Below are 16,386 nucleotides of genomic sequence, written 5' to 3' on the forward strand. Positions count from 1 at the left end.
CAGCGAGGCGGAGAGGATCACGAGACGCCTTCGGGGGTGTGCGGGCGGCGGGCCTGGCGGCGTTCGGCGCCCAACCGGGCGAAGTAGGCGATCAGGTCGGGGTTGTCGACCGCCGCGGGGTTGAGGACCTGGTCGGCGGGTGCGCCCTGGAGGAGGCGTTTGACCGGGACCTCGAGCTTCTTGCCGGTCTTCGTGTGCGGGATGGCCGGCACGGCGAGGATCTCGTCGGGGACGTGGCGGGGGGAGGCGCCGGTGCGGATCGCGTCGCGGATCTTCTCGCGCAGTGACTCGTCCAGGCCGACCCTGTCGGCGAGGACCACGAAGAGCGGCATCCAGTAGCCGCCGTCGGGTTCCTCCGCACCGATGACGAGGGCCTCGGTGATCTCGGGGAGGTGTTCGACGATGTCGTGGATGTCGGCGCTGCCCAGGCGTACGCCGTTGCGGTTGAGGGTGGCGTCGGAGCGGCCGTGCACGATCACTGAGCCGTGGGAGGTGAGGGTAATCCAGTCGCCGTGCCGCCACACGCCCGGGTAGGCGCTGAAGTAGGCGTCGCGGTAGCGGCTGCCGTCAGGGTCGTTCCAGAAGTACAGCGGCATCGACGGCATGGGCCGGGTGACGACCAGTTCGCCGACTTGGTCGACGACCGGCCGTCCCGCGCCGTCGTACGCCGTGAGCGCCACGCCGAGGTTGGGAGCCGACAGTTCGCCCGCCCACACCGGGGTGGTGGGGGCGCTGCCGGCGAAGCCGGAGACGACGTCCGTGCCGCCGCTGGTGGAGGCCAGCTGGACGTCTGCGCCGACGCGGTCGCGGACCCAGGGGTAGGCGGAGGCGGGCAGGGCGGAGCCGGTGCAGCCGATGACGCGGATCGCCGAAAGGTCGTGCACGGCGGGGTCGACGCCGAGCTTCGCCATGGCCAGCAGGTACTGGGGACTGGTGCCGAAGACGGTGACCTTGTGGCGCGCCGCCAGCTCCCACAGGACGTCCGGGCGCGCCACCGGCGCGGGGCTGCCGTCGTAGGTGCAGGTGGCGGCACCGGTCAGCAGGGTGGAGACGACCAGGTTCCACATCATCCAGTGGGTGGTGGTGTACCACAGCAGGCGGTCTCCGACGCCCAGGTCGCAGTGCAGGCCGAGGATCTTGAGGTGTTCCAGCAGGACGCCGCCGTGCCCGTGGACGATGCCTTTGGGCAGGCCGGTGGTGCCGGAGGAGAAGACGATCCACAGCGGGTGGTCGAACGGCACCGGGGTGATGGTGAGGTACTCGGTGCGGCCGGCCGCGTCCTCCCAGGGAACGGTCAGCCTCGCGGCCCGGGCCGCGGGCCGCGCAAGGCCCAGGTGGTCCACGAGGACCGTGGCCTTGAGCGTGGGAAGGGCGGCGGCGACGTCGAGGGAGGCGGCGCGACGGTCGTGGCGGGTGCCGTTGAAGAGGTAGCCGTCCGCGGTGATGAGCACCGTGGGTTCGAGCTGGGCGAAGCGGTCGGCGGCGGCCTGGGGTGCGTAGTCCTGGCCGCACACGGACCACACCGCGCCGAGGCTGGCGGTGGCGAGGAAGGCGATGACGGCGTGGGGGGTGTTGGGCAGGTAGCCGACCACCCGGTCGCCCGGTCCGACGCCCAGGTCGCGCAGGGTGGCCGCGACGGACGCGACCTGGGCGCGCAGCTCCCGGCCCGTGATCTCGTAGGCGGCTCCGGTCTCGTCCAGCGCGGTGATCGCGGGCGCCTCCGGGTCCAGGTGGCGCAGCGCGTGGTGGGCGTAGTTGAGGGAGGCGCCTGGGAACCAGCGCGCACCCGGCATGGTCTCGTCGGCCAGCACCCGCTCGTACGGAGTGGTGGCGTCGATGTCGAAGTACTCCCACACCGCGGCCCAGAATCCTTCCAGGTCCGTGACGGACCAGTGGTGCAGGGCCTGGTAGTCGGTCGGGTCCGGAATCCCTTCGGCGCCCTGGTGTCGGGCGGCCCAGCGGGCGAAGTCCGCGATGCGGCTGCCGGCGGCCGCTCGTGGGTCGGGCGGCAGGAAGGGCTCCGGACACGGCGTGGAGTGCGGGGTGGTCATGGTGTGGTGTTCCTCGTCAGGGTGCGGGCCGGGCTTCGGCGGGGCGGCGGGCCGTGTGCAGCAACGAGGCCCAGGATGCGGTGCCGGTGAAGTCGCCGGTGCCTGTGGGGACGGTGTCCAGTACGACGCGGTCGGGGCGCAACAGGACGGCGTCGGCGCGGCCGCGGGCCAGCCAGGCGGCCAAGGTGCCGTCGTCGCCCAGGTCACCGACGTGGACCGTGGGCGCGCCCAGTGCCGTGGCCACGCCCGTCATCTGCGCGGTCGGCGGTACGGCGGTCAGGACGGTGAAGGAGTCGCCGAGGACGTCGTCGAGGCGCACGCGCCTGCCGCCCCGCAGGACCCAGGGCTGAGGGCAGAAGGTGGCGGCCAGTGAGCGCCCGGTCAGCCGGGGGCGGCGCCGTACGAGTGGGCCGGCGGTCAGGGCGGGGCTGAGGTCGCGGCTGACCGTCGCGGTCACGCCGGGAATGCGGCAGGCCGCGCCCACGACGGTCCGGCGGAGCGCCGCTCCCCGGTCCTGTCCGCCGGTCATGGCCCAGCCGACGGCGACCGCGAGACGGATCACGTGGCGGGCGTGCGGCTTGCGCTCCTGCTCGTAGGTGTCCAGCAGGCGTTCGTCTGCGCCCTTCTGGAGGACGTGGGCGAGTTTCCAGGTGAGGTTGCGGGCGTCGCGCAGGCCCGCACACAGGCCCTGCCCGATGAAGGGCGGGGTGAGGTGGGCGGCGTCGCCGAGCAGGAAGACGCGTCCGCGGCGCCAGCGGTCGGCGAGGCGGGCGCGGAAGGTGTACTGCGCCTGCCGGATCACCTCGAAGTCATCGTCCTGCGACCCGTCAGACGGCAGGTCCACCCAGGGGGCGACCAGCTCGCGCAGGCGTTCCAGCCCCTGCGGGCCGTCCAGGGGCTCGCCCTCGGCCATCCGGAACTCCCAGCGGTAACGGTCCTCTCCGACGCGCATGAACGTGGCCGGCCGGGTGGGGCAGCAGACCTGCTCGGCGCCTTCCCAGGTGCGCACCGGAAGGCTGGTGCGGACATCGATGACCCTCCAGCTCTCCTCGAAGTGCAGGTCTTCCCATACGGCGTCGATGGCGTCACGGGTGATGCTGCCCGCTCCGTCGCAGCCGAGGACGGCATCGGCCCACAGATGCTCCTCCTCGTCGCCGCTGTCACGGCGGAAGGTGACCCGGACCGGACCCGTCGGAGCGTGTGATCCGCCGGTGTCCTGGGTGACCGACACGACCTCCACCCCGCCCCACAACTCGCACTCGGGGCGGCGCTTGAGGGCGGCACGCAGCAGGCGTTCCAGCTCGGGCTGGTCGAACATGCTGGTCTGCGGGAAGCCGTGGTGGCCGTGCAGGGAGCGCGGGAACTCGGCGATCACGCGGCGCCGGGGGTCCAGCAGCCGCAGGCCCGGTGCCGGGCGCGCCACGGCGGCGAACTCCTCGTGAACGCCGACGCTCTGCAGGATCCGGCGGACCTCGTCGTCCACGACGACGGCTCGCGGCAGGGGGTAGATGTCGCTGTGGCGTTCCAGGAGGACGCTGGGCACTCCGCGCTGGGCGAGCAGGAGCGCGGCGGTGACCCCCACGGGCCCCGCGCCGATGATCACTACCGGTCTGCGGGCGGCTGCGGCGCTCACCTTGCGTCCGCCACAGGGTTGCGCTGCTCGCCGAGGTCGATCCGCCCGTCCGGGGTGGCGATCGTGGCGGTGACGACGTCACCGGCGTGCAGGTACAGCGGGTTCTTGGCCTGACCCTTGAAGAACGCCTTCCACCTGACCGCGGGCGGCAGCAGCGCGCTGATCTTCGCGACCGGTGCGGGCGGAGCCTTCAGCGCGGTGCCGCCGGGTGTGCCGGTCAGCAGCAGGTCGCCCGGGTCGAGAGTCTGGAAGCGGGCGAGCAGGGTGAGCGCCTGGGCGGGCCGTACGATCATGTCGGCGAGGGTGCGGTCCTGGCGCGGTACACCGTTGACGGACAGCCGCAGTCGCAGGTTCAGCAGGTGGGTGAAGTCGTCGGGCTCCAGCAGGGCGAGGTAGGGCCCGGTCGGCGTGAAGGTCGGGTAGGACTTGCTCTCGTAGAACTGGGTCTTGGTCAGCTGGACGTCGCGTGCGCTGACGTCGTTGGTGAGGACCAGCCCGGCGACGAAGCGCGGCAGGTCCTGCTCCTCCACGACGGTGCCTACGGGCAGGGGCGCGCCCATGACGAGGCCGATTTCCACCTCGTAGTCGAGGAAGTTGACGTGTGCCGGGCGGACGATCGTGTCGTGCGGGCCGCTGACCGAGCCGGACGCCTTGCGGAAGAAGGTGGGCGGGATGTCGCCGGTGAAGCCGGAATCCTTGGCGTGGCTGCGGTAGTTGACCATCTGGGCCACCACCCGGCACGGGGTGGTCACCGGGGGCAGCGCCACCAGGTCGGCGACCGGCGTGCCGCTCTCGCCGGAGGCGGCGGCCTCACGGACGGCGTCCCGGTCAGCGAGCAGTTCGGCGGTGGTGACGGCCTTGGTCTCGATACGGACGGCGCGCTCGTCGCGGACGACCCACCAGCCTCCCCCACTCTCGGCTCCGCTCGAGCGGGAGGTGCCCCCAGTGGTGCGCAGAACGTTGGTGCTCATGAGCTCATCGCTTTCATCAGGCCCAGCAGGCGTGCGGGGTCGAGTTCGTTGTCGTCGCGCAGGGCCCTCATGACCTCGCGCAGCTTGGACGGGGACGGGCTCGCGCCCAGGAAGTCACGCGTGACCGGCGGGCCCCACTGGGCGAGGCCGCTCGCGGACATCGGCGCCCAGCCGGGTTCGAGGTCGCAGGAGAACAGGTCGCCGTCGGCGAAGTGCTCCAGCATGAAGCGGTCGGGGTCGCGCCAGTAGTCGAAGAGCTGGCTGCCCTGGATGTGCCGGCCGATGCCCCAGCTGCGCCGGTAGCCGCGCTCGGCCAGGTACTCGCCGCCGGCGGCGATCGAGTCGAGGTCGGTGACCTGGTAGGCGGAGTGGACGTATCCGGTACCGGGCCCCAGGTGCAGGGCGAGGGTGTGGTGGTCCACAGGCAGGCTGCCCTGGTCGCAGCGGATGAACGCCATCGTCGGCCCGCGCCCGCGCTGCCCGTCCAGGAACAGGAAGTCGGACACGATCATCCCGAGGGTGTCCAGATACCAGTCCAGGGCCCGCAGGAAGACCCGCGTCTCCAGCACCACGTGACCGAGCCGCTGGATACGCGACGGCTCGCGGGGCGGCCGCTGGGTGGCGTTCGTACGACGGCGCTCGGCGCCGGTGTTGAGGATCAGCGGCTGCTGCTCGGGCAGAGCGGGCAGCTGCTCGGCGCAGTGCACGACCCCCACCGGGAAGCCGGAGGGATCGAGCAGAGTGACGGACTGTCCGCCGCCGGGTACGTCGATGTCCCGGACGTCACTGCCGGTCGTGCGGGCAAGCCGGTCCAGATCGGCCCGTTCAGCCGCGCGGAACGCAGGCCCGACGAAGCGGGAAGCCTGCCCGCGCCGGATGACCATGCACGGTGAGCCCGCGAAGGTACCGCGCAGCCACAGCTCCCGCTCGGTGCGGGCGGCGATCGCGAACCCGAAGTCCCGGGCGAACACCTCGGCCCGGTCCAGGTCCGGCTTCTCGAACTCCAGCCAGGCCAGGTCCGCCACCTTGATGACGGGGTTCCGGGACCGGCCGGGATGCTCACCGCGCAGGGCGCCAAGCTCACTGTGGAGATCTTGATGGGGCGTCTGGAGATCGGCCCTGTTAACGGGGGTGTGGGACATGGTGCCCTCCAAGCAACACTGCCGTAATGAGGAAATCATCAACTTTGCCGTTGCCCACCGTCAATAGAGCAGGCCCATATATTTGATGGAAACATCAGTGATGCGGGCGCCATCGGAACGGCCGCTACACTCGGTTGTATGCCGACGTCAGCCCCACCCAAGAACCGCTTCGAACGGCGCCGCGCCGAGACCCGTCAGGCCCTCATCCGTGCGGCCCGGCAGATCCTCGCGGAGACCGGGGACACCAGCGCCAGCATCCAGGCCATCGCCGAGCGCGCGGATGTCGGTTTCGGCTCCTTCTACAACCACTTCGAGTCCAAGACGGAGCTGTTCGACGCCGCCGTGGCGGACGCCCTGGAGGAGTTCGGCCAGGTCATCGACGAGCGTGTCCAAGGGATCGAGGACCCCGCCGAGCTGGTTGCGGCGGGTTTCCGGCTCTCCGCCCGGATGGCCGACTCCCACCCCGAACTCATGCGGATCCTGCGCGACCGCGGCCTGGCCCACATCCACTCCGAGGGTGGCCTGTCGCCACGAGCACGTCGCGATCTGGAACGCGGCATCGCCTCGGGCCGCTTCACCGCTGCCGACCCCACCACCGCCCTGTCCGCCCTGGGCGGCACCCTGCTGTCGCTGGTGGCGTTGAGGCTGGCCCGCCCCGACCTCGACGGCGACGAGGCCGCCTCCGACCTGGCGGAGATGGTCCTGCGCATGCTCGGGCTCCCGCCGGAGGACGCGCACGAGGTCACCCGGCGCCCGCTGCCCGATCTCGTCTGAGGGTCCGGATTGGTGCGCCGCCGCCGGCCAAGTCGGGTGGGTCCCGTGCTACGGCACCGTTGCCCTGCCGGCCGGGGCGTCGGCGATCCACGATGTCGTGGACACCGATGACACGTGGCGGCCCAGGCTTGCGACCCGTGGCGGTGTCATTGGCCAAGCTCCGCGGCGTTATCGCCAGTCCGACGGGACATGGCGTCGCCGCAGCGAGGCTCCGGCCGTCTTGATGAGCGCCCGCCCCGCTCGGCGGGACGCACGGCGGTGCGGGACCCCTCGGGTGTCGGGCGGCATGGAGCCAGCACCGCCCGGCGTGCACCCACGGGCGCTGTTGCTGGACGCGCCGGTCACCCCCGAGAGCTGCTCCAGTGCTCCTCGAGGGCGGCGGCGACCTCGGCTGGCTTCTGGATCGGCGTCCAGTGGCTGCTCTCCCGCCTCAGAAAACGGGTGACGCGCACGGAAGCGGCCATCAGATCCGGCCGTACGGAAGCCACGCGCGCGGTGAGGAGGCAGCCCCATTGCGGCGAACGCTTGTCGAAGTGCCTGGGCTGCTTCCTGCGTCAACTCGGTGATGAGCGCATGCCGGTTGGGGAAGTGCCCGTAGAAGGTGCGCCGCGCGAGGCCGGCCGCCACAGCGACGCTGTCGAGACTTGCGTCGGGGTCGTCCCGCAGTTTCCGCCGAGCGGTGGCGAGGATGCGTTGACGGTTCGCGCGAGCGTCGCCGAGCTGCGGTGCGCGGCCCGGGGCTCGCCGATCTTGTTCTCCAGTCGGTGGACGGCGTCGGCGGCCTCGACGAGCGGGATGTGGTCGGGGATGGAGGGGGCCAGGTCGAGCCGTCCGGCCGCGGTCAGCTGCACCAGCTCGGAGACGGACTCGGGGAAGCCGCCGTAGTGGCCGCGCACCTGCTTCTGCAGGTAGTTGAAGGTCAGTCCCTCGGTGATGGTCAGTGGCCGGGGCGTGATGCCCACCAGGATCAGGGAGCCGCCCAGGCCGAGCACGGAGGCGGCCTGGTCGCGGACGGCGGGGACGCCGGCGCAGTCGAAGGCGAAGTCCAGGCCGCGTCCGCCGGTGGCTGCGCGGACCTGGTCGGCGAAGTCGGGGGCTGCCGGGTCGAGCGCGAGCTCCGCGCCGAAGGCCAGGGCACGCTCGCGAGCGCTGGGCAGCGGGTCGACCGTGATGATCGGCGCGGCGCCGACCAGGCGGGCGAGACGTACGTTGTGCGCGCCGACTCCGCCCACGGCCCAGACGCCGACGGACTGGGCGGCACGGACGCCCGCGGTGGAGACGACTGCGGCGTAGGGGGTGGAGACCGCGTCGGGGATGATCGCGGCCTGGTCGAAGGGGAGGCTGTCGGGGATGGGGATGAGGGTGTCCTCACGGGCGATGACGTACTCGGCCCAGCCGCCGTCGTAGTCGATGCCGGCGGTGAGCATCTGGGTGCAGGGGCGGTGGCGCACGCATCCGGCGCACGTGCCGCAGGTCTTGCCGGCCTCCAGGGTGACGCGGGTGCCGACGGGCAGGCCGCGCTTGAGGTCGGGGCCGAGCGTGTGGATGACACCGGAGACCTCGTGGCCGACGGTGATGGTGTCGGAGGTGGCGAACAGCGGGACGAGGGAGCCGTCGAGCAGGTGGACGTCGGAGAGGCAGACGCCGGCGGCCTTGACCTCGGTGAGGACCTCGCCCGGCCCCGGCACGGGGATGGGGACTTCCTCCACGGCGAACTTCTTGCTGTCCAGGTGGAACTGGGCCCTCTCGTCGTCGCTGCCGGTCTTCTGGCGGTGGATGGCGCGAGTGCCTCGCGGACGGCGGGGGCCATGCGGCGGCCGTCACCGCAGACGTAGATGTACGCGCCGTCCTCGATGGCCTGCCACACCGTGTCGGCGGCATGGGCGATGGCGTTCTGCACGAACCGGGCCGGGTGGCCGGTCACCGCGGAGAAGGCGGTGTGGATCTGGGCGATGCCGGCCTGCTCCCAGTCCTGGATCTCCTGCTTGTACGAAGTAGTCGTGCTCCGGGTGGCGGCAGCCGACGAACACCTGGGACAGGCCCACCTGGGTGCCGTTCGCGTGCTGTGTCGCCCGCTCCTCCAGGAAGCCGCGCAGCGGTGCGATGCCGGTGCCGGGGCCGATGAGGATCAGCGGTGTGGCGGGGTCGGCGGGCGGGGCGAACGTCGGGGAGGGCACGCGGACGTAGCCGTAGACGACGGTCATGTCTTGCTCCTCTGCGGAGGGGGTGGAGGGGGTGGAGGGCAAGGGCGCGCTGCGCAGGTCGATGCCGTGGCGCCGGACGGAAACATACGCCGTATGGAATTGATACCGTACGAGGTATGGAAAAGAAGGTGAGGCGTCCCCCGCGGGGAACGAGGAAGAGGGACGTGCCTCTGACCGAGGCCGGGATCTACGCCGCCGCCCTGCGGCTCATCGACGCCGACGGGGTCGAGGCGCTCACCATGCGCAAACTCGCCACCGCGCTCGACGCGAACCCGATGTCGCTGTACCACCACGTGCCGAACAAGGAAGCCGTGCTGCGCGGCGTCACGAGAATGATCGGAGCGCAGTTCCGCACCGTGACACTGGAGGACGCTCCCTGGCAGGAGCGGATCCGCCTGCTCGCCACGGACTTCCGGACCCTGGCGCGCCGTCACCCCAAGCTGCTGGCGTACTCGTTCAGCCACCAGCCGGACTTCATCCAGCCCGAGGACCCGTTCTGGACCGCCCTCACCGCCATCGTGGCGGCTGCCGGTGTGCCGCAGTCAGAGGTCTCGGAGATCGCCGCGCTGGTGGTCGCCGTCGTCATCGGTGCCCTCACCGCGGAACTCAACGGCTCGCTCCACCAGTGGTCGACCCTCAAGTCCCATGACCCTGAGGCCGACGAAGACGGGGCCGCGGACGCAGGCCCTGGCTCTACGAGTGCGGCCCCTGAAGGCCCTGACCAGGACCACATGTTCCGTCTCGTGATGGACACGCTGATCGCGGGCCTGGAAGGCCGCCTCACCGCCGGTCGTGACGGCCGGCACGCCGGCCATTGAGCCACTCAGCCTGAGGCGCTGCGCCTGAGGCGGGCCCGCAGGCGGGCGATATCAGGCTGCGACATTGCCGATGCGCCTGCCCGCCTCGTTCACCATCGAGAGCCGCCACTGCAGCCGCCGTTCCCGTTCCCGCTGGTAGACGGCCACGCCCTGTTCCGACATGCGATCGACGTACCCGGCCATCGTCGCGATCAGCTTCCGCGTCGCCGCACTGATGAATTCGGCGTCGTCGGTCAGCCGGGGCATCTCCACGAGTAGCCGGTCGAGCATGACACCTTGCCCCAGCCGGAAGGACCGCAATATCACGCTGACGGGTGTCCCGTGCCGAGCAAGTCGGCGCGCGGTCCGGGTCGGCGGCCGGCGTTTCGATCTGGTCCGGCTCGATGCCGTGTACCAGGCCGGCCAACGCCGCGAGAACATGTTCGGTGACGTTCTCTGCCGTCATGCGGGCTGCGTCGGGGTCTTCCCAGACCTCGGGGACTCCACGCTGCAGGCACCGCTCGACGTCATGGATCAACTGGTCTGCCCGCAGGCTGACCTCACGCGCGGCACGAGAGACGAGACTGTCCGCAGGGAAGTCCACAAGACGACGTTACGCTGCACCGGCGTGTACAGCCCGTCAGGGTTCGGGGAGCGGGGCCCAGCGTGCGCACGGTCGGCGTTGATGCCGCTCACCCAAGCGAGAACTGTTCATCGGGCAGCCGCCCGTCCCAGTAGGAGTCCATGAGTCGAGCAGTTCAGCAGGCTCGGCCAGCACTCCGGCTGACCGCTCCGTCCCTGCGGCAGAGCCTGCCGATGAGCGGCGAGCTACGGAGCGCGGGAAGGTGGGCGATGCGACGCAGGTAGCGGGTTGCCGCATGGCGGCTGGTCTCACCGGGGCGGGTCGGCCGCGGAGTCGCGGCCCCGGCCGTCGCTCTCGTAGCGGTTCCAGTCGAGCCGGTAGGACCTGTCGGACTTCCACCCGCGCCGCTCGTCGTCCCAGCGGTAGCAGCGACCGTCGCGGCTGTGCACATGGTCGTCGTTGTGCCAGCCACGCTGTCCGTCCCAGCAGTAGCCCTGCTCGATCAGGTAACCCGCGCCGTGGTCCCAGCGGTAGTCGGTCAGGTTGACCTCGGCCGACCGCTGGACGTGCACAGAGGCGGGAGTCGCGGCCGAAGCGGTGCCCCCGGCACCGACAACGGCGACACCCGCGACCGCCACGGAGGAAACGGCGACAGCGATCCGCTTCGTGAGCTTCTTCATGATCTTTCCTTCCGGTTGGTGCGATCCGCACCAACGGCTGCTTTTGCAGGCGATGAGAGGCGCCTGGCGTTGTGTGACGTTGTCCGTCAAGCAGTTCCATACGCTGTATGGAATCGCCCTGCCAGGATAACCATACGGCGTATGGAAATGGGGAGGTGCTGACAGCGACTCGGGTCACCCGGACCACCTGGTCAAGGAGACGCACCTGAACGCTTCTCAGCAACTGGGGCGTCATTGCCGGGAGTTCAGCTCCTTCCCCCGCACCCTGCCGGCCCGAATACCAGCTCTCGATCACAAGCCATGCAGGGACTCAGCTCTGGCCCATGCCGGCGAGGAACGGAGGAAGAAGTGGTGGAGATGCGGACCGTTGTCGACCTCACACGCTGCCCCGTCATCGAGACGTGCTGGGCCCCGAACGGCGGTTTGCGATCGTCGGAAGGCGGCGCGAGCATTTTCCTAGGGGCGCTACGGCCGGGCCAAGCCTTGAATGCCGGCGCCATGGGAGGAGGGACGCGCCCTTCGCGCTGCGACACTCCGACAGACGTCACCCGTGAAGCGGCGGCACAGCGAATAAGACCGGACCTGCTCAGCCGGTGTTCCAGGCTGACGGGTAGAACACCCGCGGTCGGCTCACCTGGCAGACGGCCTGAACTCCGCCACAGCCGCATGACCGTGTCGGTGGTCGCCGCCGTGGGGCGGTCGGCAGAGCGGAAGGAGTCTGCCCATGCGGATCGTCGTGGACCTGAATCGCTGCCAGGGATACGCACAGTGCGTGTATCTGGCGCACGAGGTCTTCAGATTGAACGGTCAGGAGGCGCTCACCTATGAGCCGAACCCCGATGACGCGCGGCGCCTGCAGGTCGAGCGAGCCGCTGCTGCGTGCCCGGTGCAGGCGATCGTGATCGACCGCTTGGACGGCGCGGAGCGGGGCGAGACGTCATGACCTTGCGGGCAACGGTCGCGGAGCTGGTGCGCGAGTTCCGGGCCAGCGGCCGGATCGTCATCGTGGGTGCCTCTCTGGCCGGGCTGCGGGCCGCGGAGACCCTGCGCGAGGAGGGCTTCACCGGTTCTCTGACCATCGTCGGGGACGAGCCGTACGGGCCGTATGACCGTCCGCCGCTGTCCAAGCAGGTGCTCAAGGGCTGGGTGCCGGCCGACCACACCAAGCTGCCCCGCATGCGGGAAGTGGATGCCGACTGGCGACTCGGGGTGGCTGCCATCGGGCTGGACCGGGCCGCCAAGCAGGTGCGTCTGGCCGACGGTGAGCAGGTCCCGTACGACCGGTTGCTGATCGCCACGGGCACCCGCGCGCGGCAGTGGCCCAACCCGGCCGAGGCCGCCCTGCACGGGGTCCACACGATTCGCTCGCGCGATGATGCGGAGCAGCTGCAGAAGGAGCTGGCCGAGCCGCCGTCGCGGGTCCTGGTCATCGGCGCCGGGTTCATCGGCTCGGAAGTGGCCTCTGTCTGCCGGGAACTGGACATCCCGGTGACCGTCGTCGAGCGGGGTTCGGCGCCGCTGGTCGGCGCGCTCGGCGGGGTGATCGGGGAGATCGCCGCGCAGCTGCAGCGCGATCACGGCGTGGACCTGCGCTGCGGGCTGGGCGTGTCGTCGCTGGAGGGCGACTCCGGCGGGCACGTGCGGCGTGCTCGGCTTTCGGACGGTTCGACCGTCGACGCCGATGTGGTGGTGGCGTCGCTGGGGTCGATCCGCAACGTGGAATGGCTGGAAGGCTCCGGACTGGCGGCCGGTTTCTGGGGCGTCGGATGCGACGCCGGCGGACGGGCCTTCGACATCAACGGCGTGGTCACCGACAGCATCTTCGTGGCGGGGGATGTGGCGCGTGCGCCGCATGTGCTCTACGAGTACCAGTTCCTGGCGATGGAGCACTGGGACAACGCGGTGCTCGGCGCGGAGGCCGCGGCCCACAACATGGTGAACCTCGAACCCCACTACCGCCCGCATCTGCTGCTGCCCGGCTTCTGGTCCGGTCAGTTCGGCGTGAACATCAAGTCCGTCGGGGTGCCGCCTTTCGGCGACGAGATCGTCTTCACCCAGGGATCCGTGGAGGAGCGCCGTTTCGCCGCCGCCTACGGCCACCGGGGCCGCATCGTCGCGGCCGTCACCTTCGATCACGGCAAGTGGCTGGAGTACTACGGGAAGCTGATCGAGCAGTCCGGTCCGTTCCCGCCTCCCCCTCCGGGATGGGACCAACCGCCCGACGCCAAGCCGATGCCGGCCGAGTTCCCGGACCCGAGGGTCCCGACGGCGATCCCCGACGTCGTCCTGACCGGCCACGCCCCGAGCGAGCGGACGGCCGAGTTCCGGCCGCGACATCGCTGACCCGACCGCCGACCGGGCGGATGAGCGGACAGCACCGACAGGAAGAAGGAGGGGAGCCTCGTGGTCGAGGAAACCCCCTGGCAGCAGGCCCTGCGCTACGCCAACCGCGCCGACCCGTACCCCTTCTACGAGGAACTGCGCAAGACACCGGTGGCGCGGCAGCCGGACGGAACCTATGTCGTCAGCACCTACCGGGAGATCGTCACGCTGCTCCACGACCCCCGGGTCAGTTCGGATCCACGCAAGTGCCCCGTTCCGGCCGCCACCCCGGCCGAGGGAGCGGCGGAGGCGGAGGCCGAGCCGATCACGGAGGCGGTCGTCTCCTTGGAGCCGAACATCATCACCCAGGATCCCCCCGAGCACGATAGGGGCCGCCGGACGATGATGCCGCACTTCGCCGGCCCGCCTCACGCGCCTCACCTGATCTCCGACCTGGAACCCGACATCCGCCGTCTCGTGGACGGCCTCCTGGACGGCATGCGGGGCAAGACCCGGATCGACGCCGTCGACGACTTCGCCTACCCCCTGCCGGTGACGGTGATCTGCAAGGTCCTGGGCGTGCCACTGGAGGACGAGCCACGCTTCCACCACTGGATCGAAACGGCCCTGGACGCCCTGGACTTCGGCCCCGAAGCCGCCTCCGAAGAGATCCGGAGCCGCCAGGCCGGGGCGCGGCAGGCCGTGCAGGAGTTCGGGCAGTTCGCAGCCGAGCTGCTCGACCGGTACGCCGACCAGCCCGGCCCTGGCATGCTCTCCGCCTTGGTCAACGAGGACGGCCCGGAAGGACGGATGTCCAGGGGCGTCCTCGCGAGCAACGCCCTGCTCCTGATCTTCGCGGGGCATGAGACCACGGTCAACCTGATCGCCCACAGCGTGCTCACCCTGCTGCGGCACCCCGACGCGCTGGAGAAGCTGCGCCGCCGGCCCGAGCTGATCGTGCCCGGAGTGGAGGAGCTGCTGCGCTTCGAGTCGTCGGTGCAGTTCTGGCACACCCGCTCCGCCCTGGAAGACATCGACATCGCCGGCACCACCATCCCCAAGGGAGCACCGATCTTCCTGGCGTACGGCTCGGCGAACCGCGACCCGGAACGGTTCACCGACCCCGACGAACTCGACCTCGAACGCTCCGACAACCAGCACCTCGGGTTCAGCCAGGGCATCCACTTCTGCTTCGGCGCCCCGCTCGCCCGACTCGAGGTCCAGGTCGCGGTCGGCGAGTTCGTCCGCCGGGTGCAGAACCCCCGGCTCGTCGAGGACCCGCCGCCGTACCGGCACAACCAGATCTTCCGCGGCCCGCGGCACGTCCTGGTCGACATCGACGGCATCCGTGACTGAGCGCGTGTGTGTGAGGAATCGCTATGCGGGCTTTTCAACTGGTCGGGTGGCGGCATCCGCCGGAGCTGCGCGAGGTGCCGGTACCCGAGCCCGGCGCGGGGCAGGTCCTGGTGAAGGTCGCGGGTGCCGGTGCGTGCCACTCCGATCTGCACATCATGGAGGCACCCGGGCCACCACCCGGGCTCGTCACCGAACTGCCCTTCACCCTCGGCCACGAGAACGCGGGATGGGTGGAACGGCAGGGAGCGGGCGTCACCGGGTTCACGCCCGGGGACCCTGTGATCGTCTACGGCTGCTGGGGCTGCGGGGTGTGTGCCAACTGCCGCCAGGGCCTGGAGAACTACTGCCAGAACCTCGGCGGTCAGGGCCCCGGCCTTGGCGGCGGTCACGACGGCGGAATGGCCGAGTACCTGCTCGTCCCGGCGCCGCGCTACCTGATTCCGCTCGGCACCCTCGACCCCCGCCAGGCCGCCCCGCTCAGCGACGCCGGACTGACCAGCTACCACGCCGTCAAACGGTCGCTGCACCTGCTGGGGCCGGGGTCGACCGCGGTCGTGATCGGGGCGGGCGGTCTGGGGCAGATGACCATCCAGATCGTGCGCGCGCTCACCACGGCGACCACTGTCGTCGCCGTGGACACCGACACGGGCAAGCTGAAAACCGCCAAGCAGATGGGAGCCGACGAGGCGCTTCCCTCGGGCGACGAGGCGATCACGCGCATCAAGGACCTGACGGGACAGCTGGGCGCTGAGCTCGTGCTGGACATGGTCGGGATAGACCCGACTCTGCGGATGGCTGCTCAGGTGGCCAGGGTGCTCGGCCACCTGACCATCGTCGGCCTCGGCGGCGGAGCCGTGCCCGTCAACTTCACCAGCCCGCCGCACGAGTGCTCGGTCACCTCGCCCTACTGGGGCACCCTCCCCGAACTGATGGAAGTGATCACCCTGGCCCAGCAGGAAAAGATCAGGATGCTGGTCGAGCACTTCCCATTGGAACGCGCCGCCGAGGCGTACCAGCTCCTGCACGACGGCAAGATCCAAGGACGCGCCGTCATCACCCCCCACGCATGAGTACCGACGCCAACGCGACCGACACGCACATGCGGCGTGGTCGGGTGACGACGGACATGCACTGACGCGACAACGCTGCTCCAAGAAGGAGGCAGGCGCCATGACATCCCCCACCGATTCCGCGGGCCCCGTTCCCCCGCGCGGCACCGAGCCAGAAGAGAGGCCCGTGGCAGAAGGCATGGTCGCCCTGGCGAACATGGGCTGGCAGATCCTGCTCACGATGGGCCTCGCCACCATCGCCCTGGGCGTCATCGCCCTGGTCTGGCCGGGCGCGACGCTGCGCGTCGTCGGCATTCTCTTCGGTGTCTACCTACTGGTCACCGGTGTCTCCCAACTCGCCGCCGCCTTCGGCACCCACGTCCCACGGCACCTTCGCGTGCTGCACTTCATCACCGGCGCGGCCTCCATCCTGCTGGGACTGATCTGCTTCCGGGGCACCCTTGAGTCGATCCTGCTGCTCGCCCTGTGGATCGGCTTCAGCTGGCTGCTGCGCGGCACCACGGAGACGGTCGCGGCGGCCTCGGCCCCGGCCATGCCGGGGCGCGGCTGGCACGTCGCCTTCGGGATCATCGGAGCTCTGGCCGGCATCGTGATGGTTGTCATGCCGTTCGCCTCGATCGCGGCACTCACCCTGGTGGTGGGCGTCATGGCCATCATTCTGGGCCTGACCGAACTGGTCCGTGCCATCAGGACGCGCGTCGAGATCGGTCATCTCGCTTCGGGCACGGCCACCCAGCGGCGTCCTCTGTTCCACGGGCGTCCGCACCCCCAGCACTGACCGGCTGGAAGCGGTGAGCGGCGTT

General features: G+C 70.5%; 14 protein-coding genes and 1 pseudogene. 7 read left to right on the plus strand and 8 right to left on the minus strand.

From position 1 onward, the window contains the following. Window positions 1-17 precede the first annotated feature (17 nt). The 4 genes from ACZ60X_RS06200 to ACZ60X_RS06215 are packed head-to-tail and all read right to left on the minus strand — an operon-like array spanning window position 18 to window position 5,797. Window positions 18-2,051, minus strand: a complete 2,034-nt coding sequence (locus ACZ60X_RS06200; protein ID WP_469593895.1) for an acetoacetate--CoA ligase — start codon at window positions 2,049-2,051, stop codon at window positions 18-20. 16 nt (window positions 2,052-2,067) lie between these two features. Continuing rightward, the gene (mhpA, locus tag ACZ60X_RS06205; protein WP_469593898.1) at window positions 2,068-3,684 is read right to left on the minus strand and encodes a bifunctional 3-(3-hydroxy-phenyl)propionate/3-hydroxycinnamic acid hydroxylase MhpA; all 1,617 of its coding nucleotides are present in this window, start codon (window positions 3,682-3,684) and stop codon (window positions 2,068-2,070) included. Beyond that, window positions 3,681-4,655, minus strand: a complete 975-nt coding sequence (locus tag ACZ60X_RS06210) for a fumarylacetoacetate hydrolase family protein (protein ID WP_469593901.1) — start codon at window positions 4,653-4,655, stop codon at window positions 3,681-3,683. Before ACZ60X_RS06210 ends, mhpA begins: the two co-directional genes overlap by 4 nt. Continuing rightward, window positions 4,652-5,797, minus strand: a complete 1,146-nt coding sequence (locus tag ACZ60X_RS06215; RefSeq protein WP_469593905.1) for a VOC family protein — start codon at window positions 5,795-5,797, stop codon at window positions 4,652-4,654. The genes ACZ60X_RS06210 and ACZ60X_RS06215 overlap by 4 nt, the downstream gene beginning before the upstream one ends. A gap of 138 nt (window positions 5,798-5,935) precedes the next feature. Here ACZ60X_RS06215 and ACZ60X_RS06220 point away from each other — a divergent pair, with 138 nt between their 5' ends. Then, entirely contained in the window at window positions 5,936-6,571 is a 636-nt protein-coding gene (locus ACZ60X_RS06220) for a TetR/AcrR family transcriptional regulator (RefSeq protein ID WP_469593907.1), read from the plus strand. 737 nt (window positions 6,572-7,308) lie between these two features. Here the strand turns inward: ACZ60X_RS06220 and ACZ60X_RS06225 are convergent. Next, window positions 7,309-8,349, minus strand: a pseudogene (locus ACZ60X_RS06225) (zinc-binding dehydrogenase); the annotation flags it as partial. Window positions 8,350-8,391: 42 nt separating this feature from the next. Then, window positions 8,392-8,775: a hypothetical protein gene (locus tag ACZ60X_RS06230; RefSeq protein WP_469593908.1), complete on the minus strand. Its 384-nt coding sequence runs from the start codon at window positions 8,773-8,775 to the stop codon at window positions 8,392-8,394. A 164-nt stretch (window positions 8,776-8,939) separates the two neighbouring features. Between ACZ60X_RS06230 and ACZ60X_RS06235 the strand changes: the two genes are divergently transcribed. Then, window positions 8,940-9,593 (plus strand): TetR/AcrR family transcriptional regulator, encoded by a 654-nt coding sequence (locus ACZ60X_RS06235; RefSeq protein ID WP_469593910.1) that lies wholly within the window; start codon window positions 8,940-8,942, stop codon window positions 9,591-9,593. Between the two features lie 51 nt (window positions 9,594-9,644). Here ACZ60X_RS06235 and ACZ60X_RS06240 read toward each other — a convergent pair whose 3' ends face one another. Together ACZ60X_RS06240 and ACZ60X_RS06245 are read right to left on the minus strand one after the other, a co-directional pair. After that, window positions 9,645-10,013: an RsbRD N-terminal domain-containing protein gene (locus ACZ60X_RS06240; RefSeq protein WP_469593912.1), complete on the minus strand. Its 369-nt coding sequence runs from the start codon at window positions 10,011-10,013 to the stop codon at window positions 9,645-9,647. Between the two features lie 450 nt (window positions 10,014-10,463). Next, window positions 10,464-10,835: a hypothetical protein gene (locus ACZ60X_RS06245; protein WP_469593914.1), complete on the minus strand. Its 372-nt coding sequence runs from the start codon at window positions 10,833-10,835 to the stop codon at window positions 10,464-10,466. 724 nt (window positions 10,836-11,559) lie between these two features. Between ACZ60X_RS06245 and ACZ60X_RS06250 the strand changes: the two genes are divergently transcribed. The 5 genes from ACZ60X_RS06250 (at window position 11,560) to ACZ60X_RS06270 (ending at window position 16,361) form a co-directional block, all read left to right on the plus strand. Then, window positions 11,560-11,778 (plus strand): ferredoxin, encoded by a 219-nt coding sequence (locus ACZ60X_RS06250; protein ID WP_228622888.1) that lies wholly within the window; start codon window positions 11,560-11,562, stop codon window positions 11,776-11,778. Continuing rightward, complete coding sequence (locus tag ACZ60X_RS06255; protein ID WP_469593917.1) at window positions 11,775-13,178, plus strand: NAD(P)/FAD-dependent oxidoreductase; 1,404 nt, start codon at window positions 11,775-11,777, stop codon at window positions 13,176-13,178. The genes ACZ60X_RS06250 and ACZ60X_RS06255 overlap by 4 nt, the downstream gene beginning before the upstream one ends. Before the next feature lie 60 nt (window positions 13,179-13,238). Next, complete coding sequence (locus tag ACZ60X_RS06260) at window positions 13,239-14,513, plus strand: cytochrome P450 (protein ID WP_469593920.1); 1,275 nt, start codon at window positions 13,239-13,241, stop codon at window positions 14,511-14,513. A gap of 23 nt (window positions 14,514-14,536) precedes the next feature. Next, window positions 14,537-15,583 (plus strand): NAD(P)-dependent alcohol dehydrogenase, encoded by a 1,047-nt coding sequence (locus tag ACZ60X_RS06265; protein ID WP_469593922.1) that lies wholly within the window; start codon window positions 14,537-14,539, stop codon window positions 15,581-15,583. A 100-nt stretch (window positions 15,584-15,683) separates the two neighbouring features. Continuing rightward, window positions 15,684-16,361 (plus strand): HdeD family acid-resistance protein, encoded by a 678-nt coding sequence (locus ACZ60X_RS06270; RefSeq protein ID WP_469593924.1) that lies wholly within the window; start codon window positions 15,684-15,686, stop codon window positions 16,359-16,361. The last annotated feature ends 25 nt before the right edge of the window (window positions 16,362-16,386 follow it).

It is taken from the genome of Streptomyces sp. NPDC104106 (assembly GCF_055584345.1).